At 73.1% G+C, this 16,958-nt stretch carries 18 protein-coding genes; 4 read left to right on the top strand and 14 right to left on the bottom strand.

What is annotated here, in order from left to right:
* Positions 1-34: 34 nt before the first annotated feature.
* Positions 35-2,584, top strand: coding sequence for a sensor histidine kinase (locus tag HNR20_RS16945; RefSeq protein WP_184181000.1), 2,550 nt, complete (start codon positions 35-37; stop codon positions 2,582-2,584).
* The gene (locus HNR20_RS16950; protein WP_184181002.1) at positions 2,581-3,261 is read left to right on the top strand and encodes a response regulator; all 681 of its coding nucleotides are present in this window, start codon (positions 2,581-2,583) and stop codon (positions 3,259-3,261) included. The genes HNR20_RS16945 and HNR20_RS16950 overlap by 4 nt, the downstream gene beginning before the upstream one ends.
* A gap of 20 nt (positions 3,262-3,281) precedes the next feature.
* Here HNR20_RS16950 and HNR20_RS16955 read toward each other — a convergent pair whose 3' ends face one another.
* The 5 genes from HNR20_RS16955 to HNR20_RS16975 form a co-directional block, all read right to left on the bottom strand.
* Positions 3,282-3,890: a winged helix-turn-helix domain-containing protein gene (locus HNR20_RS16955; RefSeq protein WP_184181004.1), complete on the bottom strand. Its 609-nt coding sequence runs from the start codon at positions 3,888-3,890 to the stop codon at positions 3,282-3,284.
* Between the two features lie 21 nt (positions 3,891-3,911).
* Positions 3,912-4,271 (bottom strand): SAV_915 family protein, encoded by a 360-nt coding sequence (locus tag HNR20_RS16960; RefSeq protein ID WP_184181006.1) that lies wholly within the window; start codon positions 4,269-4,271, stop codon positions 3,912-3,914.
* Between the two features lie 98 nt (positions 4,272-4,369).
* Entirely contained in the window at positions 4,370-4,873 is a 504-nt protein-coding gene (locus HNR20_RS16965; protein ID WP_184181008.1) for a universal stress protein, read from the bottom strand.
* Positions 4,870-5,292, bottom strand: coding sequence for a hypothetical protein (locus tag HNR20_RS16970; protein ID WP_184181010.1), 423 nt, complete (start codon positions 5,290-5,292; stop codon positions 4,870-4,872). Before HNR20_RS16970 ends, HNR20_RS16965 begins: the two co-directional genes overlap by 4 nt.
* 187 nt (positions 5,293-5,479) lie before the next feature.
* On the bottom strand, positions 5,480-6,352 hold the full coding sequence (locus HNR20_RS16975; RefSeq protein ID WP_184181013.1) for a LysR family transcriptional regulator: 873 nt from the start codon (positions 6,350-6,352) through the stop codon (positions 5,480-5,482).
* Positions 6,353-6,424: 72 nt separating this feature from the next.
* Between HNR20_RS16975 and HNR20_RS16980 the strand changes: the two genes are divergently transcribed.
* Positions 6,425-7,705 carry an MFS transporter gene (locus tag HNR20_RS16980; RefSeq protein WP_229687006.1) on the top strand — a complete coding sequence of 427 codons (1,281 nt, stop codon included), beginning with the start codon at positions 6,425-6,427 and terminating at the stop codon, positions 7,703-7,705.
* A 21-nt stretch (positions 7,706-7,726) separates the two neighbouring features.
* Here HNR20_RS16980 and HNR20_RS16985 read toward each other — a convergent pair whose 3' ends face one another.
* Entirely contained in the window at positions 7,727-8,689 is a 963-nt protein-coding gene (locus HNR20_RS16985; protein WP_184181015.1) for an SDR family oxidoreductase, read from the bottom strand.
* Positions 8,690-8,839: 150 nt separating this feature from the next.
* On the opposite strand from HNR20_RS16985, the gene HNR20_RS16990 reads away from it, so the two are divergent.
* Positions 8,840-9,595, top strand: a complete 756-nt coding sequence (locus HNR20_RS16990) for a dienelactone hydrolase family protein (protein ID WP_184181017.1) — start codon at positions 8,840-8,842, stop codon at positions 9,593-9,595.
* Between the two features lie 29 nt (positions 9,596-9,624).
* Here HNR20_RS16990 and HNR20_RS16995 read toward each other — a convergent pair whose 3' ends face one another.
* From HNR20_RS16995 to HNR20_RS17030, 8 genes are all read right to left on the bottom strand, one after another.
* A complete protein-coding gene (locus HNR20_RS16995) occupies positions 9,625-10,728 on the bottom strand; it encodes an L-dopachrome tautomerase-related protein (protein WP_229687005.1) in 1,104 nt (367 codons plus the stop codon).
* A 101-nt stretch (positions 10,729-10,829) separates the two neighbouring features.
* A complete protein-coding gene (locus tag HNR20_RS17000) occupies positions 10,830-11,714 on the bottom strand; it encodes an SMP-30/gluconolactonase/LRE family protein (RefSeq protein ID WP_184181019.1) in 885 nt (294 codons plus the stop codon).
* 79 nt (positions 11,715-11,793) lie between these two features.
* On the bottom strand, positions 11,794-12,735 hold the full coding sequence (locus tag HNR20_RS17005; RefSeq protein WP_184181021.1) for a sugar kinase: 942 nt from the start codon (positions 12,733-12,735) through the stop codon (positions 11,794-11,796).
* A complete protein-coding gene (locus tag HNR20_RS17010) occupies positions 12,732-13,352 on the bottom strand; it encodes a bifunctional 4-hydroxy-2-oxoglutarate aldolase/2-dehydro-3-deoxy-phosphogluconate aldolase (protein ID WP_184181023.1) in 621 nt (206 codons plus the stop codon). The genes HNR20_RS17005 and HNR20_RS17010 overlap by 4 nt, the downstream gene beginning before the upstream one ends.
* An 11-nt stretch (positions 13,353-13,363) precedes the next feature.
* Complete coding sequence (locus tag HNR20_RS17015; RefSeq protein WP_184181025.1) at positions 13,364-14,203, bottom strand: aldose epimerase family protein; 840 nt, start codon at positions 14,201-14,203, stop codon at positions 13,364-13,366.
* Positions 14,197-15,342, bottom strand: a complete 1,146-nt coding sequence (dgoD, locus tag HNR20_RS17020; protein ID WP_184181027.1) for a galactonate dehydratase — start codon at positions 15,340-15,342, stop codon at positions 14,197-14,199. Before dgoD ends, HNR20_RS17015 begins: the two co-directional genes overlap by 7 nt.
* Positions 15,342-16,049 (bottom strand): FadR/GntR family transcriptional regulator, encoded by a 708-nt coding sequence (locus HNR20_RS17025; RefSeq protein ID WP_184181029.1) that lies wholly within the window; start codon positions 16,047-16,049, stop codon positions 15,342-15,344. The genes dgoD and HNR20_RS17025 overlap by 1 nt, the downstream gene beginning before the upstream one ends.
* A gap of 35 nt (positions 16,050-16,084) precedes the next feature.
* Positions 16,085-16,831 carry an SDR family NAD(P)-dependent oxidoreductase gene (locus HNR20_RS17030; RefSeq protein WP_184181031.1) on the bottom strand — a complete coding sequence of 249 codons (747 nt, stop codon included), beginning with the start codon at positions 16,829-16,831 and terminating at the stop codon, positions 16,085-16,087.
* Between the last annotated feature and the right edge of the window lie 127 nt (positions 16,832-16,958).

A 16,958-nucleotide genomic window follows, 5' to 3' on the forward strand; every position in this document is an offset into this window, starting at 1 on the left:
CGCCCGCCCATCCTGACCAGGGAGGATAGTCCCCGTGCCACGCGGAGAACTGCGCATCTATCTCGGGGCCGCCCCCGGCGTCGGTAAGACGTACGCCATGTTGGAGGAGGCTCAGCGGCGTGCCGCCCGTGGCACCGACGTGGTGATCGGCTTCGTGGAGACCCACGGCCGCCAGCACACCGCCACGATGCTCGGCGACATCGAGCAGGTGCCCCGCCGCACGATGGACTACCGCGGCGCCGAGTTCACCGAGATGGACCTGGACGCGGTGCTGGCCCGCCGGCCGGAAGTCGCGGTGGTCGACGAGTTGGCGCACAGCAACGTGCCCGGTTCTCGGCACGACAAGCGTTGGCAGGACGTCCAGGAGTTGCTCGACGCGGGGATCGACGTGCTGTCCACGGTGAACGTGCAGCACCTGGAGTCGGTCAACGACGTCGTCGCCCAGATCACCGGCACCACCCAGCGGGAGACCGTGCCGGACGAGATCGTCCGCGCCGCCGAGCAGGTCGAACTGGTCGACATGACCCCCGAGGCGCTGCGCCGACGGATGGCGCACGGCAACATCTACCGCCCCGACAAGATCGACGCTGCGCTGGGCAACTACTTCCGGGTCGGCAACCTCACCGCGCTGCGGGAGCTTGCGCTGCTCTGGCTGGCGGACAAGGTCGACGAGCAGCTCGACCGCTACCGCAGCCAGCAGGGCATCGCCGCCACCTGGGAGGCCCGGGAACGGGTCGTGGTCGCGTTGACCGGTGGCCCGGAGGGCGAGACGCTGATCCGCCGGGCGGCCCGGGTCGCGGCCCGCAGCAAGGGCGCCGACCTGCTCGCCGTGCACGTGGCCCGCAGTGATGGCCTGGCCGGTGCCGACCCCGCCCAACTGGCCCGCCAGCGGGTGCTGGTGGAGAGCCTCGGCGGCACGTACCACCAGGTGCTCGGCACCGACGTGCCGGCCGCGCTGCTGGACTTCGCCCAGGGCGTGAACGCCACCCAACTGGTGCTCGGGGCCAGCCGGCGAGGTCGCTTCGCGCAGCTCTTCGCCCGGGGCGTCGGGGTTACCACCACCGCGCTCTCCGGGTCGATCGACGTGCACCTGGTCACCCACAAACAGGCCGGCAAGGGCCGGCGGGCAGCAGCCGTCCCGGCGGCGCTGTCCCGGCGTCGGCGGCTGCTCGGCTTCGCGCTGGCCGTGGTGGGCATGCCACTGCTCACCCTGCTGCTGAGGACCCTGCCCGACCTGACGCTGACCAACGACATCCTGCTGTTCCTCGCCGGGGTCGTCGGGGTCGCGCTGGTCGGCGGGGTATGGCCGGCCCTGGTCGCCGCGCTCGGCGGCAGCCTGCTGCTCAACTGGTTCTTCACCCCGCCCTACCGCACGTTGACGATCGCCGAGGCGGACAATCTGCTCGCCCTGGCCGTCTTCGTCGCTGTGGCGTTGGCGGTGAGCTGGGTCGTCGACGTGGCCGCCCGCCGTACGCGGGAGGCCGCGCGCGCCGCCGCCGACGCGCAGACCCTCGCCGCCGTCGCCGGTGGCGTTCTGCGCGGCGAACGCCCACTGCCCGCACTACTGGAACAGCTCCGGGAAACCTTCGGGCTGCGCGCGGTGAGCGTGCTGGAGTTGGCCGAGGACGCCAGCGGGCGCCCGGAGCGAGCCCGCGAGGAGCACGCCTGGTGTGTCGTGGCCAGCGTCGGCGACCAGCCACCCTGCACCCCCGAGAGCGGTGAGACGGCGGTACCGGTCGACGACCGGATCACCGTCGTCCTCTGCGGCCGACGGTTGGAGGCCTCCGACCGCCGCATCGTCGAGGCGTTCGCCGCCCAGGCCGCCGTCGCGCTCCGTCAGGAACGACTCGCCGAGGAGGCCGCCACCGCTCGGCCCCTCGCCGCGGCGGACCGGATGCGCACCGCGCTGCTCGCCGCGGTCAGCCACGACCTGCGTACGCCGCTGGCGTCGGCGAAGGCGGCCGTGACCAGCCTGCGCAGCCACGACATCGAGTTCGACGAGCACGACCGCGAGGAGTTGCTGGAAACCGCCGAGGAGTCGCTGGACCGCCTCGCCCGGCTGGTCGCCAACCTCCTGGACATGAGCCGACTTCAGGCCGGCGTCCTCGGCATCACGGAGACCGCGATCGGCCTGGAGGACGCCGTACCCCTGGCGCTGGACGAACTTGGTCCGCCGGCCGCGACCGTCGACACGGACATCCCGGCCGACCTGCCGGCCGCCACCGCCGACCCGGGCCTGCTGGAACGGGTGCTGGTGAACATCGTCGCCAACGCGCTGCGCTACAGCCCGCCCGACCAGCCCCCGACGATCACCGCCAGCGCACACGCCGGCCAGGTCGAGCTGCGGGTGATCGACCGGGGGCCGGGCATCCCGGAGGACCAGTGGGAGCATGTCTTCCTGCCGTTCCAACGCCTCGGCGACCGGGACAACCAGACCGGTGTCGGTCTCGGGCTTGCCCTGTCCCGGGGGCTGGCCGAGGCGATGGGTGGCAGCATCACCCCCGAGACCACCCCCGGCGGTGGGCTCACCATGGTGCTGCGGCTGCCAGCCGCGCAGACCACCTCCGAGGAGCCGCAGGAATGACGCGCATTCTGGTCGTCGACGACGAACCGCAGATCCTGCGCGCCCTGCGAATCAACCTGCGCGCCCGCCGGTACGACGTGGACATCGCCGGAACCGGTGCCGCCGCGTTGAAGGCCGCCGCCAGCCACCCGCCCGACCTGGTCGTGCTGGACCTCGGCCTGCCCGACATCGACGGAGTGGAGGTGATCCGAGGCCTCCGCGGATGGACCGCCGTGCCGATCATCGTGCTCTCCGGCCGGGCCGGCAGCGAGGACAAGGTCGCGGCGCTCGACGCCGGCGCGGACGACTACGTCACCAAGCCGTTCGGGGTGGAGGAGCTGCTGGCCCGCATCCGCGCGGTGACCCGTCGCCTCGGCACGTCCACCGAGGCGGTGCCGGCTCTGCGGATCGGCCAGCACACCGTCGACCTGGCCGACCACAGCGTGCTGCGGGACGACGGCACCGAGGTCAAACTGACCCCCACCCAGTGGAGCGTGCTGGAGAAGCTGCTGCGTCACCCCGGCAAGCTGGTCAGCCAGCGTCAGCTCCTGCAGGACGTGTGGGGGCCGGAATACCAGAACGAGACCAACTACCTGCGGCAGTACCTGGCCCAGCTGCGGCGCAAGCTGGAGGACGACCCGGCCCGCCCCCGGCATCTCATCACCGAGCCGGGGATGGGCTACCGCTACCGGCCCTGACCGGCAGCTCCGACCGGGCGTCAGTCTGCGGCGACCCGCATCCGCTCGACCGCGTCCAGCCGGTAGCCGACGCCATGCACCGTCGTGATGATCGGGCCACGCCCGGCGAGCTTCTGCCGTAGCCGGCGCACGTGCACGTCGACGGTCCGTGCGCCGTGGTACGGCTCGCAACCCCAGACCTCACGCAACAGTTGCCCACGGGTGAGCGCCTGATGAGGGTGCCGGGCCAGATGGAGCAGGAGGTCGTACTCCATGCGGGTGAACGTCACCGGCTCGTCATTGATCTGCGCGGTCCGCCGTATCGGTCGCAGGAGCAGCTCGGGCCGGGTCGACTGCGGGGCGACCGACAGCGGGGCGACCGACAGGCGGCGCCGGGTGGCGCCGCCGTCGGTGCGAGAGGCCGACAGGTTGTCGAGACCGCTGGTCCGAGCAACCGGCGACACCTCCTCGCCCAGCATGCCGGCGGCGAGCGCCGAGAGCCGCTCAGCGAACTCGACCACCCGTTCGCTGGCGGTCGTGCCGGATCGAACCACGATGGAGATCTCGATCTCGACGACCTGCGGGTCAGGATCGGGGGCGGACGACGGTCGGCGTGGAGCGACCGGCAGGACGCTGATCGGGGACAGCATGGGGACCTCCGCGGAGACGAGTCAGACGCCGATCGGGACCGGGCGTGCCGCGGGCCGTGGGTCGACGGGCGCGGCCGGAATCCGGGCCGGCACGGTCGGCGCGGCGCGGTCGCCAACGCTCGGGTCGAGCGGCGGCGCCACCAGCAGCGGATCGACCTGGATCACGTCGATGCCGAGCGGGCGCAGCATGCCGCGCAGTGCGGACTCGCACAGCTCTTCCCACGGCTGATCCGTGCCCATCGCGGCGATCAGCAACTCCGGTCGGGTGAAGGCGATGCCCACCCGTTGCCCCTGTGGCGAACGGCCGGTTCGCACCGTCCGCACCAGCCGTCCCGGCAGATCGCGCACCGGAACGGCGTAGATTATCGGGGCCTCGTCCATGATCGGGTTAGTCCTTTCCAAAGGTGCCGCCACAGCGGCGGTCATCGGTTGAGCCGTCGTTTCGGCGGCGGTCATCGGTTGTGCCGCTAAAGCGGCGGTCATCGGCTGAATCGTTCGAGGTCGTGGGCGAAGCGGCGGATCGTCGCGGCCCGCGCCCAGGACGGGGCGGGCACCGCGATGACCGGCACGGCGGCCCGTTCCACGCAGTACCGGGTGACGTGCCCGCGCGAGCGGCCGAACCGACCCCGCTCCGGGCTGCCGAGGACGAGCACGTCGGTATCGCGGTGCGCGTGGTCGACCAGCACCTGTCCGGCGTATCCCTGGGTCACCACCAGCCGCACGGCCAGGTCCCGGGGAAGGCCACCGAGCGCCGCGTCGAAGACGCCGCGCAGGTAGACCTGGGCCGCCCGGTCGCACTCGTCCTGCCAGCGCCAGGTCAGCGTGCCGGGCCGCCAGGTCGGCGCGAAGACCCACGCGCGTACGGCGTCCAACTGCGCGCCGTCGTGGCGGGCCAGCTGCACCGCGCGACGCAGTGCCTGCATCCCGGCGAACGACCGGTCGACGCCCACCACGATCCGTTTGGCGACTCCTGAGCGGTTCATGCTGCGGGCACCACCAGTGTGGGAGCGTCCTTCGCGGTACGCGGGTCCGCCATCGTGTGCAGGTCGAGCGCGCGGAGGATGTAGTTCGCCACCGCCACCTCGACCCCGGCGCGGCGGCGCAGGTCGGCCACGGCGCGGTGCAGGACGGTCATGCTGTCGGCGGAGAGCCGCACCACGGCGTCGACGTCCGCGGCGATCCACCACGCGTCGACGGCACAGGGCTCGTGCCGCAGGTACTCCACCAGGTGGCTGCCGGGCGCGGACGGGCCGAGCCGGACGCTGACCAGCGCCTCGTGCCGGCGTGTGGGCTCGTCGGCCCTGGTCGCGGGGGGCGTCGGCTGCTCGCCGGGGCTGCCGCCCGTGTCGGTGCCGGGTGGCCGGTCTCCGCGTTCCCAGCGTGTCATCCGCCAAGGACTCATGGACCCATCGTCACCACCGTGCGACTGCGGTGCACCCGTCGATACGCCGTTTCGACGGGCCACCGCCATTTCTTGACGCCGCGTTCACGCCGGTGGCCGGCCGCCGGCCATGGTCCCCGTCAGGCGGGTGGGCAGTCGCGTTCCGGGGTGGGCCGGCCGGTGGTGGCGGTGTGGTCCGAGGGGTCGGTCACCCGGCGGGTGCCGCGCTTAGGCCGAGGCGTTCGGGGAGAAGGCCGACCAGCGCGGCCAGCCCCGGCGGGGTGGGCCGGCGGGTGACCATGAACAGGGTGAGCCGACCGGGCACGGCCACTGCGGAGACCCGCTCCTCATCCCGGGCGTAGCCGGTCGCGAGGCCGCTCGGGAGCACGGCCGCGCAGCCGAGCTGGCGTGCCATCCGCACGGCAGTCTCCGCGGTGGCCGCCGACCGAGGGCGGGCACCCAGCTCGGCGAGGCGCCGATGCAGGGCGTCGACGCTCATGTCGTACGTGTAGGTGACCACCTCTCGGCCGGCGAAGGGCCGGCGGCCTCGACCGGCGGGGACCGTCGCTGGGCTGAACAGGGCGAGTCGGTCGGTGGCGACGGGCGTGGCGGTGACGGTTGCCGGCAGACGCATCTGGTCGGCGATGGCGACGAAGGCGACGTCCAGCGACCCCTCGCCGACCCACTCCACCAACCGGTCCCCGTGTTCGGTGACCTGGTGCACCAGCGTGCCGTCGGCGAGCGCTTCAACGGCAGGGAAGAGCCACGGCGCCAGGCTGCCGAACGTGCCGACGGTCAGTGTGCGGGCCCGGGCCGCCGCCCGGGTGCGCTCGACGATCACCGCGAGGTGGGTCAGCACGTGCGCGGCCTCGGTGCGGAACGCCTGCCCGGCCGGGGTCGGTCGGGCACCAGTGGTGTCCCGGTCGAAGAGCCGCTCGCCGATCCGCCGTTCCAGCGCCGCCAGCCGGGTGCTCGCGGCCGGCTGGCTGACCAGCAGTTCGCGCGCGGCGGCACCGAGCGAGCCGTGCCGGCCGACAGCCTCGACCAGCCGCAGGTCCTCGACCGATGGTAATGAGCTCATATGCTCAGCTTATGAGCTGCGTGGCGGGGTCGCCCGCTACCCGGCATCGGTGCCCGAACCGACGATGAGTCGGTGAGAGCCCGCCGCGACATCGTCGCCATGCTGTTGACCACGTTCCTGACCTGGATGGGGCAGCGGACCACCGCTGTCGCGCTGCCCCTGGTGGCGCTTAGCGAGACCGGGTCGGCGTGGACCACCGGGCTCGTCGGTGGCGCGGTCGGCCTGCCCATGCTCAGCTCCGCCTGGTGGGCCCGGGGCCTGCGGCAGCGGCTGACCACGGGCCCCGCCCTGGCCGCGGTGCTGGCGGTCCAGGTGCTTGGGCTGCTGATCGTGCCGGTCGCCGCCGCCCTCGGCGCGGTCGGTGCGCCGCACCTGGTCGCGGCCGGGCTGGTCACCGGTTGTGCCACCGCGCTGGCCGGGCCGGCCCAGCGCGCGCTGCTCGCCGACCTGGGGGATGGCCTCGGCGAGGGAGTCGCGGCCCGGATGCTGGCCTGGCAGGACCTGGCGCACCGCAGCACGATGATCCTGGCACCGCCGCTGGCGGGCTGGGCAGTCACCGCAGGCGACCCGCTGTACCTGCTCTGGGCCGAAGCCGCCGGTGTGGCTGCGGGTGTGGGCATCCTGTGTACCGTCCGCGGCTCGGTCCACGCTGCCGAAGGGAACGTCCCGTCCGGCGCCACCACCGAGGCCGGCGGGGCGAACCCGGTCGGCAGGGTCGACGCGCCCGGGCTGCGGCAGGTGCTGGCCCGCCATCCGCAGGTCCGGCTCGCCGTGGTCATGTCCGGCGTGGGCGGGCTGACCTGGTTCGCCTTCACCCTCGGGCTGGCGATCCTGGGCGCTCGCACCGGCCGGCCCGGCCTGCTCGTGTCCGCCGGGATGACCGGCTACGGCCTCGGCTCGCTCGCCGGAGCCGTGGCAGCGCCGGTGCTGGTGCCCAGGCTGCCCGCGCTGACCACCATTTCCACCACCTGGGCGGTGCTCGGTGCGGCCTTCCTGGTGCTGCCCGTGGTCACCTCCTCGCTGCCGCTGTTGGCGCTGCTCGCCGCGGCCGGCGGGTTGGGCATGCCGCTCGGCATCGGTGCGCTCAACCGGCTGATCAGCACCAGGACGGTGGGCGCCGAGCGACGTGCCGCATTCGCGGCGGCGAGCCTCGTGCACGACGGTGGCGTCTCGGTCGGCCTACTGGCGGGCGGCGCCGTGATCGGGCTGGCCGGAGCCGGCCCGACCCTGGTCGTCGCGGGAGTCGCCCAGATCCTCGCTGCGCTGCTCGCCGTCCCGTGGCGGCGCCTGCCCCAGGCTCGGCCCGGACCGGCCCGGATCGACGCGCGGCCGACGGGTGCTGGTCACCGATGATCGTCGCGACACCCGCGGCTGTCAGTTGACGGGGAACTGCACACCCACCAGCCGCTCGGAAACGGTCCAGAGGCGGGTGGCGTCATCCGTGCTGCGCGCCGAGCGGTAGACGGCCAACTCGGTCGGTTTGCCGGTGAACTGCCCCAGCCCGTCCGGGCCGTAGAACCGGCCGCCCTGCGCCTGCGGGCTGGTGGCCGCGTACAGGGCGGGGAGCAGCCCGGCATCCACCGAGTGCACCAGGATGCCCCAGCGGGCCAGCCGGCTCATCACGGAGTGGTGCAGCGAGGGCCGGCTGCGGCCGAGGTTGGGACCGGACGCGTAGAGGTTCGTCATGGTGGTGCCCGGGTGGGCGACGTTGCTGACGATGCCCCAGCCACCGGCTCGACTGCGCCTGTCGAGTTCCAGCCCGAAGTGCAGGGTGGCCAGCTTGGAGGCGTTGTACGCGCGGATCGCCGCGTACCGGCGGGTGCTCTGCAGGTCGTCCCAGTCGAACCGGCCGGAACGGGCGGCGCTGCTCGACATGGTGGTGACCCGGGCCTGTCCGGCCCGCAGCAGCGGCAGCAGCCGTCCGTTCAGCGCGAAGTGCCCGAGGTGGTTGGTGCCGAGTTGGAGCTCGAAGCCCTCGGCAGTGGCGTTTCGGGTCGGGGGTGTCATCACCCCCGCGTTGTTGATCAAGAAGTGGATCGGTCGGCCCTCGCCGAGCAGCGTGTCGGCCAGCGCGGCCACCGAGTCCAGCGAGGCGAGGTCCAGCTCCCGCGTCGAGACGGTGGCACCCGGTGCGGCGGCCCGGACGGCCTCCAGCGCGGCGGCGCCCTTGGCCGGGTTGCGGACCGGCAGCACCACCTCAGCGCCGGCACGCGCCAGCCGCGTGGCCAGGCCGAGGCCCAGGCCGTCGCTGCCGCCGGTCACCACGGCGAGCTTTCCAGTCAGGTTCGGAACGGTCAGGTCGAGCACGACTTCCCCCAGGTCGACGGTGTCCTTCATCGGTCGCGGACCAGCCTGCTCCGGCGGGCGAGCAGCACCCAGGGCGGTCTTGTCCAGGGACCGGCGGTCCCTGGCTCGGGTCTCGAAGAAGTCCGGCTGCGCAGCGAGTAGCGTTCTTGACGATCAACAACTGGCGTACGAGGAGGCTCGGTGCAGACGACGACGGTGGACATTCCCACGGACGACGGGGTCGCGGACTCGTCCCTCACCCGACCCGAGGGCAACGGCCCGTTCCCGGCGGTGCTGCTCTTCATGGACGCCTTCGGCCCGCGCCCACGCCTGGTGGAGATGGCCGAGCGGATCGCCGCCCAGGGCTACCTGGTGCTGACCCCAAACCTGTTCTACCGGGCTGGCCGGGCACCGCTGTTCGACCTGTCCCGGCTCGGTGAACCGGACCAGCGCGGCGCGCTCTTCGAGAAGATCATGCCGATGATCGTCGCGTTGACCCCCGACGTGATCAGCCGGGACTCGGCCGCGTACCTCGACTTCCTGGCCGCCCGGGACGACGTCCGGCCGGGCCCGGTCGCGATCACCGGATACTGCATGGGCGGCACGAACGCGCTGCGAGCCATCGAGGCGCACCCGGACCGCATCGCCGCGATCGCCAGCTTCCACGGCGGGCGCATCGTCACCGACGCGTCGGACAGCCCGCACCTGGGCGTCGACTCGATCACCGGCGAGGTGTATTTCGGGCACGCCGACCAGGACCAGTCGATGACGCCCGAGCAGATCGCCACGCTGGAGAAGGCGCTCGACGCCGCCGGTGTGCGATACCGCTCCGAGGTGTACGAGGGCGCCCACCACGGCTTCACCATGGCCGACACCCCGATGTACCACGAGCAGGCCACCGAGCGTCACTGGGTCGCTCTGTTCGACCTGCTGAACCGCACCCTGCCGACGACCTGACGCCGAGGGTCGATGGTGCGGCGCGGCGGTCAGCGGCGCAGCAGCACCGGGCCGGCGTCGATGCGGATGCGGAACAGCGCGTACGGCTTGCGTCGTAGATCCTGGCCGCGCTGGTACCGCGCCTGCCGGTGCAGTTGGTTGGCGGTGACGTAGAGGTACCCGTCGGCGGCCACCGACATCGTGTCCGGCCAGAGCAGTCGTGGGTCGTGGACCAGGGCCTCGTACTCGCCGTCCGGCAGCCGCCGCAGCACAGCGTTGTGCTCGTACGAGGTGAGGTAGAGCCGCCCCGCGTCGTCGGACTCCAACCCGTCCGAGGCGGTGCCCTTGTCGCCCTCGTCGACGACGGTCGCCTCGACCGCCTCCTGGGTGACGCCCGGGTCGGCAAGCGCCTTCGTGGAAACGCTGTACCAACGGCGGGACGCCAGCGGGCAGTAGTGCAGCCGGGTGCCGTCGGCCGAGATGGCGATCCCGTCGGCGCCCATGGTCATTGGCTTCGGCGGCCCGTCCGCCGGCCGTTCGAGTAACGGCCGGCCCTCGACCACCGGGCGGAACATCGCCAGCGGCTCCGCCTTCGTGGACGGGTGGTCCTGCAGCCGCCGCCAGGCGGCCCCGCTGGCCAGGTCCACGACGATGATCCCGTTCGGCCCGGAGGCCGCCGAATCGGTGATGTACGCGACCCCCGACTCGCCCCGCCGCAGATCGAAGCGGACATCGTTGAGGTACGTCGTCGGCAGCGCCACGTCCGCCGGGAAGGTGATCACCTGGGCGACTGTGTCTGTGTCCAGGTCGACCCGGACCAGTTTCGGGCCGCCCGGCTTCGTCGGCTGGAACATCGGGCTGCCGGTGTCCAGCACCCAGAGCCGGTCGGCCGGGTCCACGACGATGCTCTGCACCGACACGAACGCCCCCGCGTCGTCGTCGCCGGACGCGTCGTTCCACGCCTGGTCGGGGTAGGGCACCTCCCGGCCGTCTCGCAACTCGACCACGGTGGCCGGCACCTCGTCGCCCCACTTCGGGAAGTTGACGAAGATCCGGCCCCGGTGCGAGACGCTCACCCCGGTCGGCATCGGGCCGGTGAAGGTGTGCACCAGCTCCAACTCGCCGAGCGGCTCGTCGCCGACCGGCCCGTTCACGACGCCCGCTCCACGGTGTCCATCGTCCCGCCCCCTGCCGGCCGGCCCGTTGCCGTGCTCGGGTGCGGCTATTCCCGCCCTGGCGTCCGATATGCCTCCGGTCAGCCCGCGTCGGGGGCGGTGGCGTGTGCGGTGGGGAGGCCGGGGACCGGGACGTCCACCGCGAGCAGCGCGCCGTCCACCGGGCCGGCCACGGCCAGCCCCACGCGGGCGGTGCCGATGAAGAGTCGACGCAGGTCGGGGCCGCCCAGGCAGATGCCGGCGGGCTGCTTCGCCGGCAGCCGGATCTCCCGTTCCAGCGTGCCGTCCGGCCGATAACGGCGTACCGCAGCGCCGCCCCAGAGAGCGACCCAGAGGTGGCCCGCCGCGTCGACAGTCATCCCGTCCGGGCCGCCGTCTTCGGGGGACAGCCGCAGGAACGGCTCCCGCCCGTGCAGGGCCCCGGTGTCGGGGTCGACGGTGAACCGGTCGACCTCGCCGCGCGGCGTGTCGGCCAGATACATGGTGGTGCCGGTGGCGTCGAACGCCGGCCCGTTCGGAATGGTCAACCCGGTCACCGCGGGCACCGGCGCCGCGCCCGGTGTGAGCCGGTACAGCGTGCTCCCGCCGGGCACCGCGGCGTACGTCATGCTGCCGGCCCAGAAGCGGCCGTGCGGGTCGGCGACGGCGTCGTTCATCCGGGTCGGCTCGGGCGCGTCGGCGACCAGGTCGGCGACCGGTCGGGGGTCTCCGGTGGCGGGCAGCAGGGTGACGCCGGTCCCGGCGGCGGCCAGCCAGTCGCCGGGCCGGTCGGCCAGCGGGGCGACCGCGCCGAGCGGAAACTCGAGGCGGTGCAGTTCCCGCAGCGGTCCCGGCGCGTCGCCGTCGGTCTCCAGTAGCCGCCCGGCCAGCAGGTCGACGAGGACCAGCCGGCCGTCGACCCAGCGCAGCCCTTCGCCCAGCTCCAGCCGGTCGGTGCTCCAGACGGTCGGTTCGGTCAGCTCCATCTCGCTCCTCCAAGGATCTCCGGCGGCGATCGGCGGCCGCACCGGTCAGCGGCGTTCGGCGGCCGTGCCGCCGCATCGGTCAGCGGACGGTACCGCCGGGTTCGTTGTCGAGCAGCGTCAGCTCGGCCCGGTCGGGCAGGCCCTCCCAGTCGCCCCTGGTGGCGACCGCGAACGCTCCGGTGGTGACGGCCCGGTCCAGCCGGGCTGGCGCGTCCGCGCCGTCGAGCCAGGCGGAGAGCAGCCCGGCCACGAAGGCATCACCGGCTCCGACGGTGTCCACCACCGGCACCGTCCGGGCTGGACGGTGCACCGTGCCGGTCGCGCGGTGACTGGTCGCCCCACCGGCGCCGTGCTTGACCACGACCTCGGTCACGCCGGCCGAGAGTAGCGCCGTGACCGGGTCGGTCGCGTCGGTCAGCACGGCCAGCTCGTCGTCGGAGGCGACCACCAGGTCGATCGAGGGCAGCAGTGGCCGCAGCGCGGCGGCGGCCTCGGCGACCGACCAGAGTCGCTGCCGGTGGTTGACGTCCAGGCAGATCGTGCTGCCCGCCGCGTGAGCACGCCGCACCGCCTCCACCACCGCCTGGTACGGCTCGACGCCCAGCGCGCAGGTGATACCGGTGACGTGCAACAGCCGGGGCGGCGGCCCGGGCGCGTCGAAGGCACGGGTCACATCGGCCGGGCGAAGCCGGGAGCCGGCCGACCCGGCGCGGTGGTAGGTGACCCGGTTGATGTCGGCGACGCGGTTCTCGAAGAGGATCAGCCCGGTGGGCGCGGTCGGGTCGACCCGGGACCAGGTCAGGTCGACGCCCTCCGCGCGCAGCGTACGGCGGATGAGCTCGCCGGGCTCGTCGGCGCCGGTGACCCCGATCCAGGCGGCCCGGTGGCCGAGCCGGGCCAGCCCGATCGCCACCGTCGACTCGGACCCGGCGACGGAGATCCCGGCGGTGCCGCCCAGCCGCAGCGGGCCGGTGGTGCGGAACGCCGCCATCGTCTCGCCGAGCGTGAGCAGGTCGGTCACTGCCCGACCGCCGCGAGGAAGGCCGCGGCACGCTCACGCAGCGCCGCCGGGTCGCCGCCGCGGACGGCGTCACCGAGCAGCGGGGAGCCGACGCCGACGGCTACCGCTCCCCGGTCGAGGTAACGCCGAGCGCCGTCCGCGTCGACCCCACCGACCGGCACGAACGCGGTGCCGGGGAACGGGTCGCGCAGCGCGCCGAGGTAGTCGGGCCCACCGAGGGAGGCCGGGAAGAGCTTGACCGCAGTGGCGCCGCCACTGCTGGCCTGCACCACCTCGGTCGGGGTGAGCGCGCCGGCCAGCACCGGAAGCCCGAGTCGACCGGCCTCGGCGAGGCTCGGTGCGAGCGCCGGGGTGACCAGGAAACCGGCACCCGCGTCGGCCGCGGCGCGGGCATCGTCGGTGCTGAGCACGGTGCCCGCGCCCAGGGCGTAGTCAGGCCCGAGTGCGGCCCGGGCGCGTCGGATGACGCCGAGCGCGTCGGCGCTGGTCAGCGAGACCTCGACCAGCGCCACGCCGCTCTCGGCCAGGGTGAGCACGGCGGTCAGCGCGGCGGCCGGGTCCGGGCCGCGCACGATGGCCAGCAGCCGGTGGGTACGCAGCTCGTCGAGCAGGTTCATCGCGGGTGTCCTCAGTGGATGCGGTGGGCGGAGATGGTGAGTCGCCAGGCAACCTCACCGGCGGGCGGGACGACCGCCGCGTCGGCTGGGCCGGCGTCGGCCAGGTCGAAGGCGGCACCGAGCATCGGTTCGACGCCGACGCTGCGGTAGGGGCGGTCGGTCGGCCAGCCACCCAGGTTGCGCCAGAGTGCCGTGCTGCGGGGCTGATCATCGCACTCCAGCTCCAGGGTCAGCCGGTCGACGCCGTCGATCACCTGGACCCGGGGGCAGTCGAGCAGCACCGCGCCGAGCGCGGTCCCGTCGTCCGGGCCGAGGGTGTCCAGGGTCAGCCCGGCGGGGGCCGGCCACGGCCCGGTCAGCCAGGGTTCACCGGTGGGCCAGCTACCCGGCGGCAGGAGCGCCGCGGCCTCCGGGTGCAGCCGGGTCCGGGTGCCGGTGGGCGCGTCGAGACGGGCCGAGGGGGAGAGGTCGAACAGAGCGTGCGCCGCCCAGACGAACCGGTGACCGGGATCGGCGGCCAGTCGGTAGTCGGCCACCACCACGCCGTCGGAGTCGGCGATCCGGCGGGTCAGGACGAACGCCGGCCGCTCGATGACCACGGTTCCCGGGCTGGCGGTGCGCCACGGGCGCGACCACACCTCACCGTGGTCGGGTTCTCCGCGCACGGTGGGCAGGCACTCCTCCAGCCCGCCGGCGTCGACGAACGCGTCGTCGGGGCGTACCTCGTCCCGGCCGGGCTCGGGGCCGCGCCAGAGCCACTCCCGGCCGCCGCCGTGCAGGCTGGTCCACCGACCGCCGCGCGCCGCGTCGTACGCCGCGCGCAGCGGCACCGGCTTCGCGCCGGTCACCATTCGGCGAACGACCCGTCGGCGTGCTGCCAGACCGGGTTGCGCCAGGCATGCGGGGTACGGGCGGCCTTCCGGACCGCGCCTTCGTCCACGGTGATGCCCAGGCCGGGCCGTTCGAGGCGGGCGATGTGCCCGTCCACGAACCGGAACGGCTCCGGGTCGATCAGGTAGTCCAGCAGCTCCGACCCGACGTTGTAGTGGATGCCGATGCTCTGCTCCTGAATCAGGAAGTTCGGGGTCGCGAAGGCCACCTGGAGGCTGGCCGCCAGGGAGATCGGGCCGAGCGGGCAGTGCGGGGCGAGCAGCGCGCCGTACGTCTCGGCCAGCGCGGCGATCCGGCGGACCTCGGAGATCCCACCGGCGTGCGACAGGTCTGGCTGAACCACGGCGATCCCGGCCTGCAGTGGGCCGAGGAACTCGGAGCGACCGTAGAGCCGCTCGCCGGTGGCTACCGGGATCGGCGTGCCGGCGACGATGTCGCGCAGGTGGTGGGCCTGGTCGGGTAGGACCGGCTCCTCCACGAAGAACGGGCGCAGCGGGACCAGCTCGGGCAGGATCCGGCGTACGGCGGCCAGGCCGGCCCGACCGTGGAAGTCCAGTGCGATGTCCCGGTCGGGGCCGAGCACCTCTCGGGCGGCGGCGACCCGGCCGACCACCTCGTCCACCTCGGCAGACGTGGGGATGGGGGAGAGCCGCCCGGAGGCGTTCATCTTGACGCCGGTGAGTCCGGCGGCGACCTGCGCGGCGGCGGCGTCGGCCACCTCGTTGGGCTCGTCTCCGCCGATCCAGGAGTAGACCCGGACCTTCTCGCGCACCGCCCCACCGAGCAGCGCGTGCACCGGAGCGCCGTACGCCTGCCCGGCGATGTCCCAGAGTGCCTGGTCGAGGCCGGCGACCGCGCTGGAGAGGATCGGGCCGCCCCGGTAGAAGCCGCCCTTGGTGAGCACCTGCCAGTGCTGCTCGATGCGGAGTGGATCCGCACCGATCAGGTATTCGGAGAGCACCTCGACGGCACTGCGCACCACTTCGGCGCGCCCCTCCACCACCGGTTCACCCCACCCGACCAGCCCGTCGTCGGTCTCCACCCGGCAGAACAACCACCGTGGCGCGACGAGGAAGGTCTCGATCCGTTCGATCTTCACTAACTGCCCCTCTGTCCCCGTACCTTCGCGACGTCCCGGACGGCCTTGTCCAGCAACTCGCGCATAGCGGTCTCGGCCGCCGTCTCGTCCCGCTCGCGCAGCGCGTCGACGACCGCACGGTGGCTGGGCACCGGGTCGTCGTGCGCGGCGCCACCGTGCACCAGCCGGTCCCGTTCGGCGAGCCCGGTCTCCATCACGACCTCCATCCGCTCCAACAACTCGTTGTGCGTGGCGGTGAGGAGCGCGCGGTGGAAGGCGAGGTCGGCGGCGACGGCGGCGGCCGGATCACCGATGGCCTCGGCCATCTCGGCCAGCGCCCGGTCGAGGGCGGCCACGTCTTCCTCGGTCGCACGGGTGGCGGCCAGCCGTGCGGCGGCCGGCTCGATGATGGCGCGTACCTCGTGCAGTTGGTCGAGCAGCCGCTGGTCGGTGCCCTCGGCGAACTGCCAGCGGATCACGTCACCGTCGAGCAGGTTCCAGTCGGCGCGGGGCCGGACGAAGGTGCCGCGTTTCTGCCGGGCGTCGACGATGCCCTTGGCCGAGAGGACCTTCAGCGCCTCGCGTAGCGCCGTCAGGCTGACGTCGAACTCCTCCTGCAACGCGACGATGTTCAGGGTCGCGCCGGCGGCGATCTCACCGGTGAGGATGCGACGGGCGATCGCCTCGACGGTCTGCCCATGGATGCCGCGGCGTGCGTACTGTGCCAATGCTCCTGGCCTTTTCGCTGGTCGGTATCGATCTCTCAGGCCGAGGCTTTCACCGCTGTCCAACCGCCGTCCACCACGAGGCTCGCGCCGGTGATGTAGGCGGCGTCCGATGAGGCGAGGAAGGCGACCGTCGAGGCCACTTCGTCCGGTGTGCCGAAGCGCTTGGTGACAGTCTCCGCGACGCTGCGTCTCCGGTCCTCTTCGGACACGTCCGCCCAGGCGCCGGTGAGGATGGGCCCGGGCAGCACGGTGTTGACGCGCACCTGGGGGCCGTACTCCACGGCGAGTTGGCGGCCGAGCGCGACCAGGCCGCCCTTGGCGGCGGCGTACGCGGGCCGGCCGGGCAACCCGACCAGCGCGTGCACCGAGGAGATCAGCACGACCGCGCCCGAGCGTGCCCGCAGATCGTCCAGACAGGCGCGTACGCCGAGGAACGAGCCGGTGAGGCTGACGCCGAGCTGGTGGTCCCAGGACTGCCGGCTGGTCTCGTGGGCCGGAGCGACCTGCACGGCGTACGCGTTGCTGACCAGGATGTCGATGGGGCCGAGGCTGGCGCGTACGGCAGACACCGCAGTCGCCCAGTCGCTCTCCTCGCTGACATCGACCACTACGGACAGTGCTCGGTCGCCACGGGCGGTCAGTTCGTCGGCCAGCGGGGCCGAGTCGTGCACGTCGAGCAGTGCGACCGCTGCCCCCTCGGCGGCGAGCCGCCGGGCAGTGGCGGCGCCGATGCCGCCCATCGCGCCGGTGACCAGCGCGTTTTTGCCTTCAAGCCGGCGCATAGGCTGATCCACCTGACCCCCGCCATGGTCTCGTCTAATCATTAATTACGAAGATATCTTGACAGCCGGCGACGACCGATGCAACCTTCTCGTCACAGCATTCACATGGACGACACATCGCGCAGTG

The sequence above is a fragment of the Micromonospora parathelypteridis genome, assembly GCF_014201145.1.
GTDB classification, from domain to species: domain Bacteria; phylum Actinomycetota; class Actinomycetes; order Mycobacteriales; family Micromonosporaceae; genus Micromonospora; species Micromonospora parathelypteridis.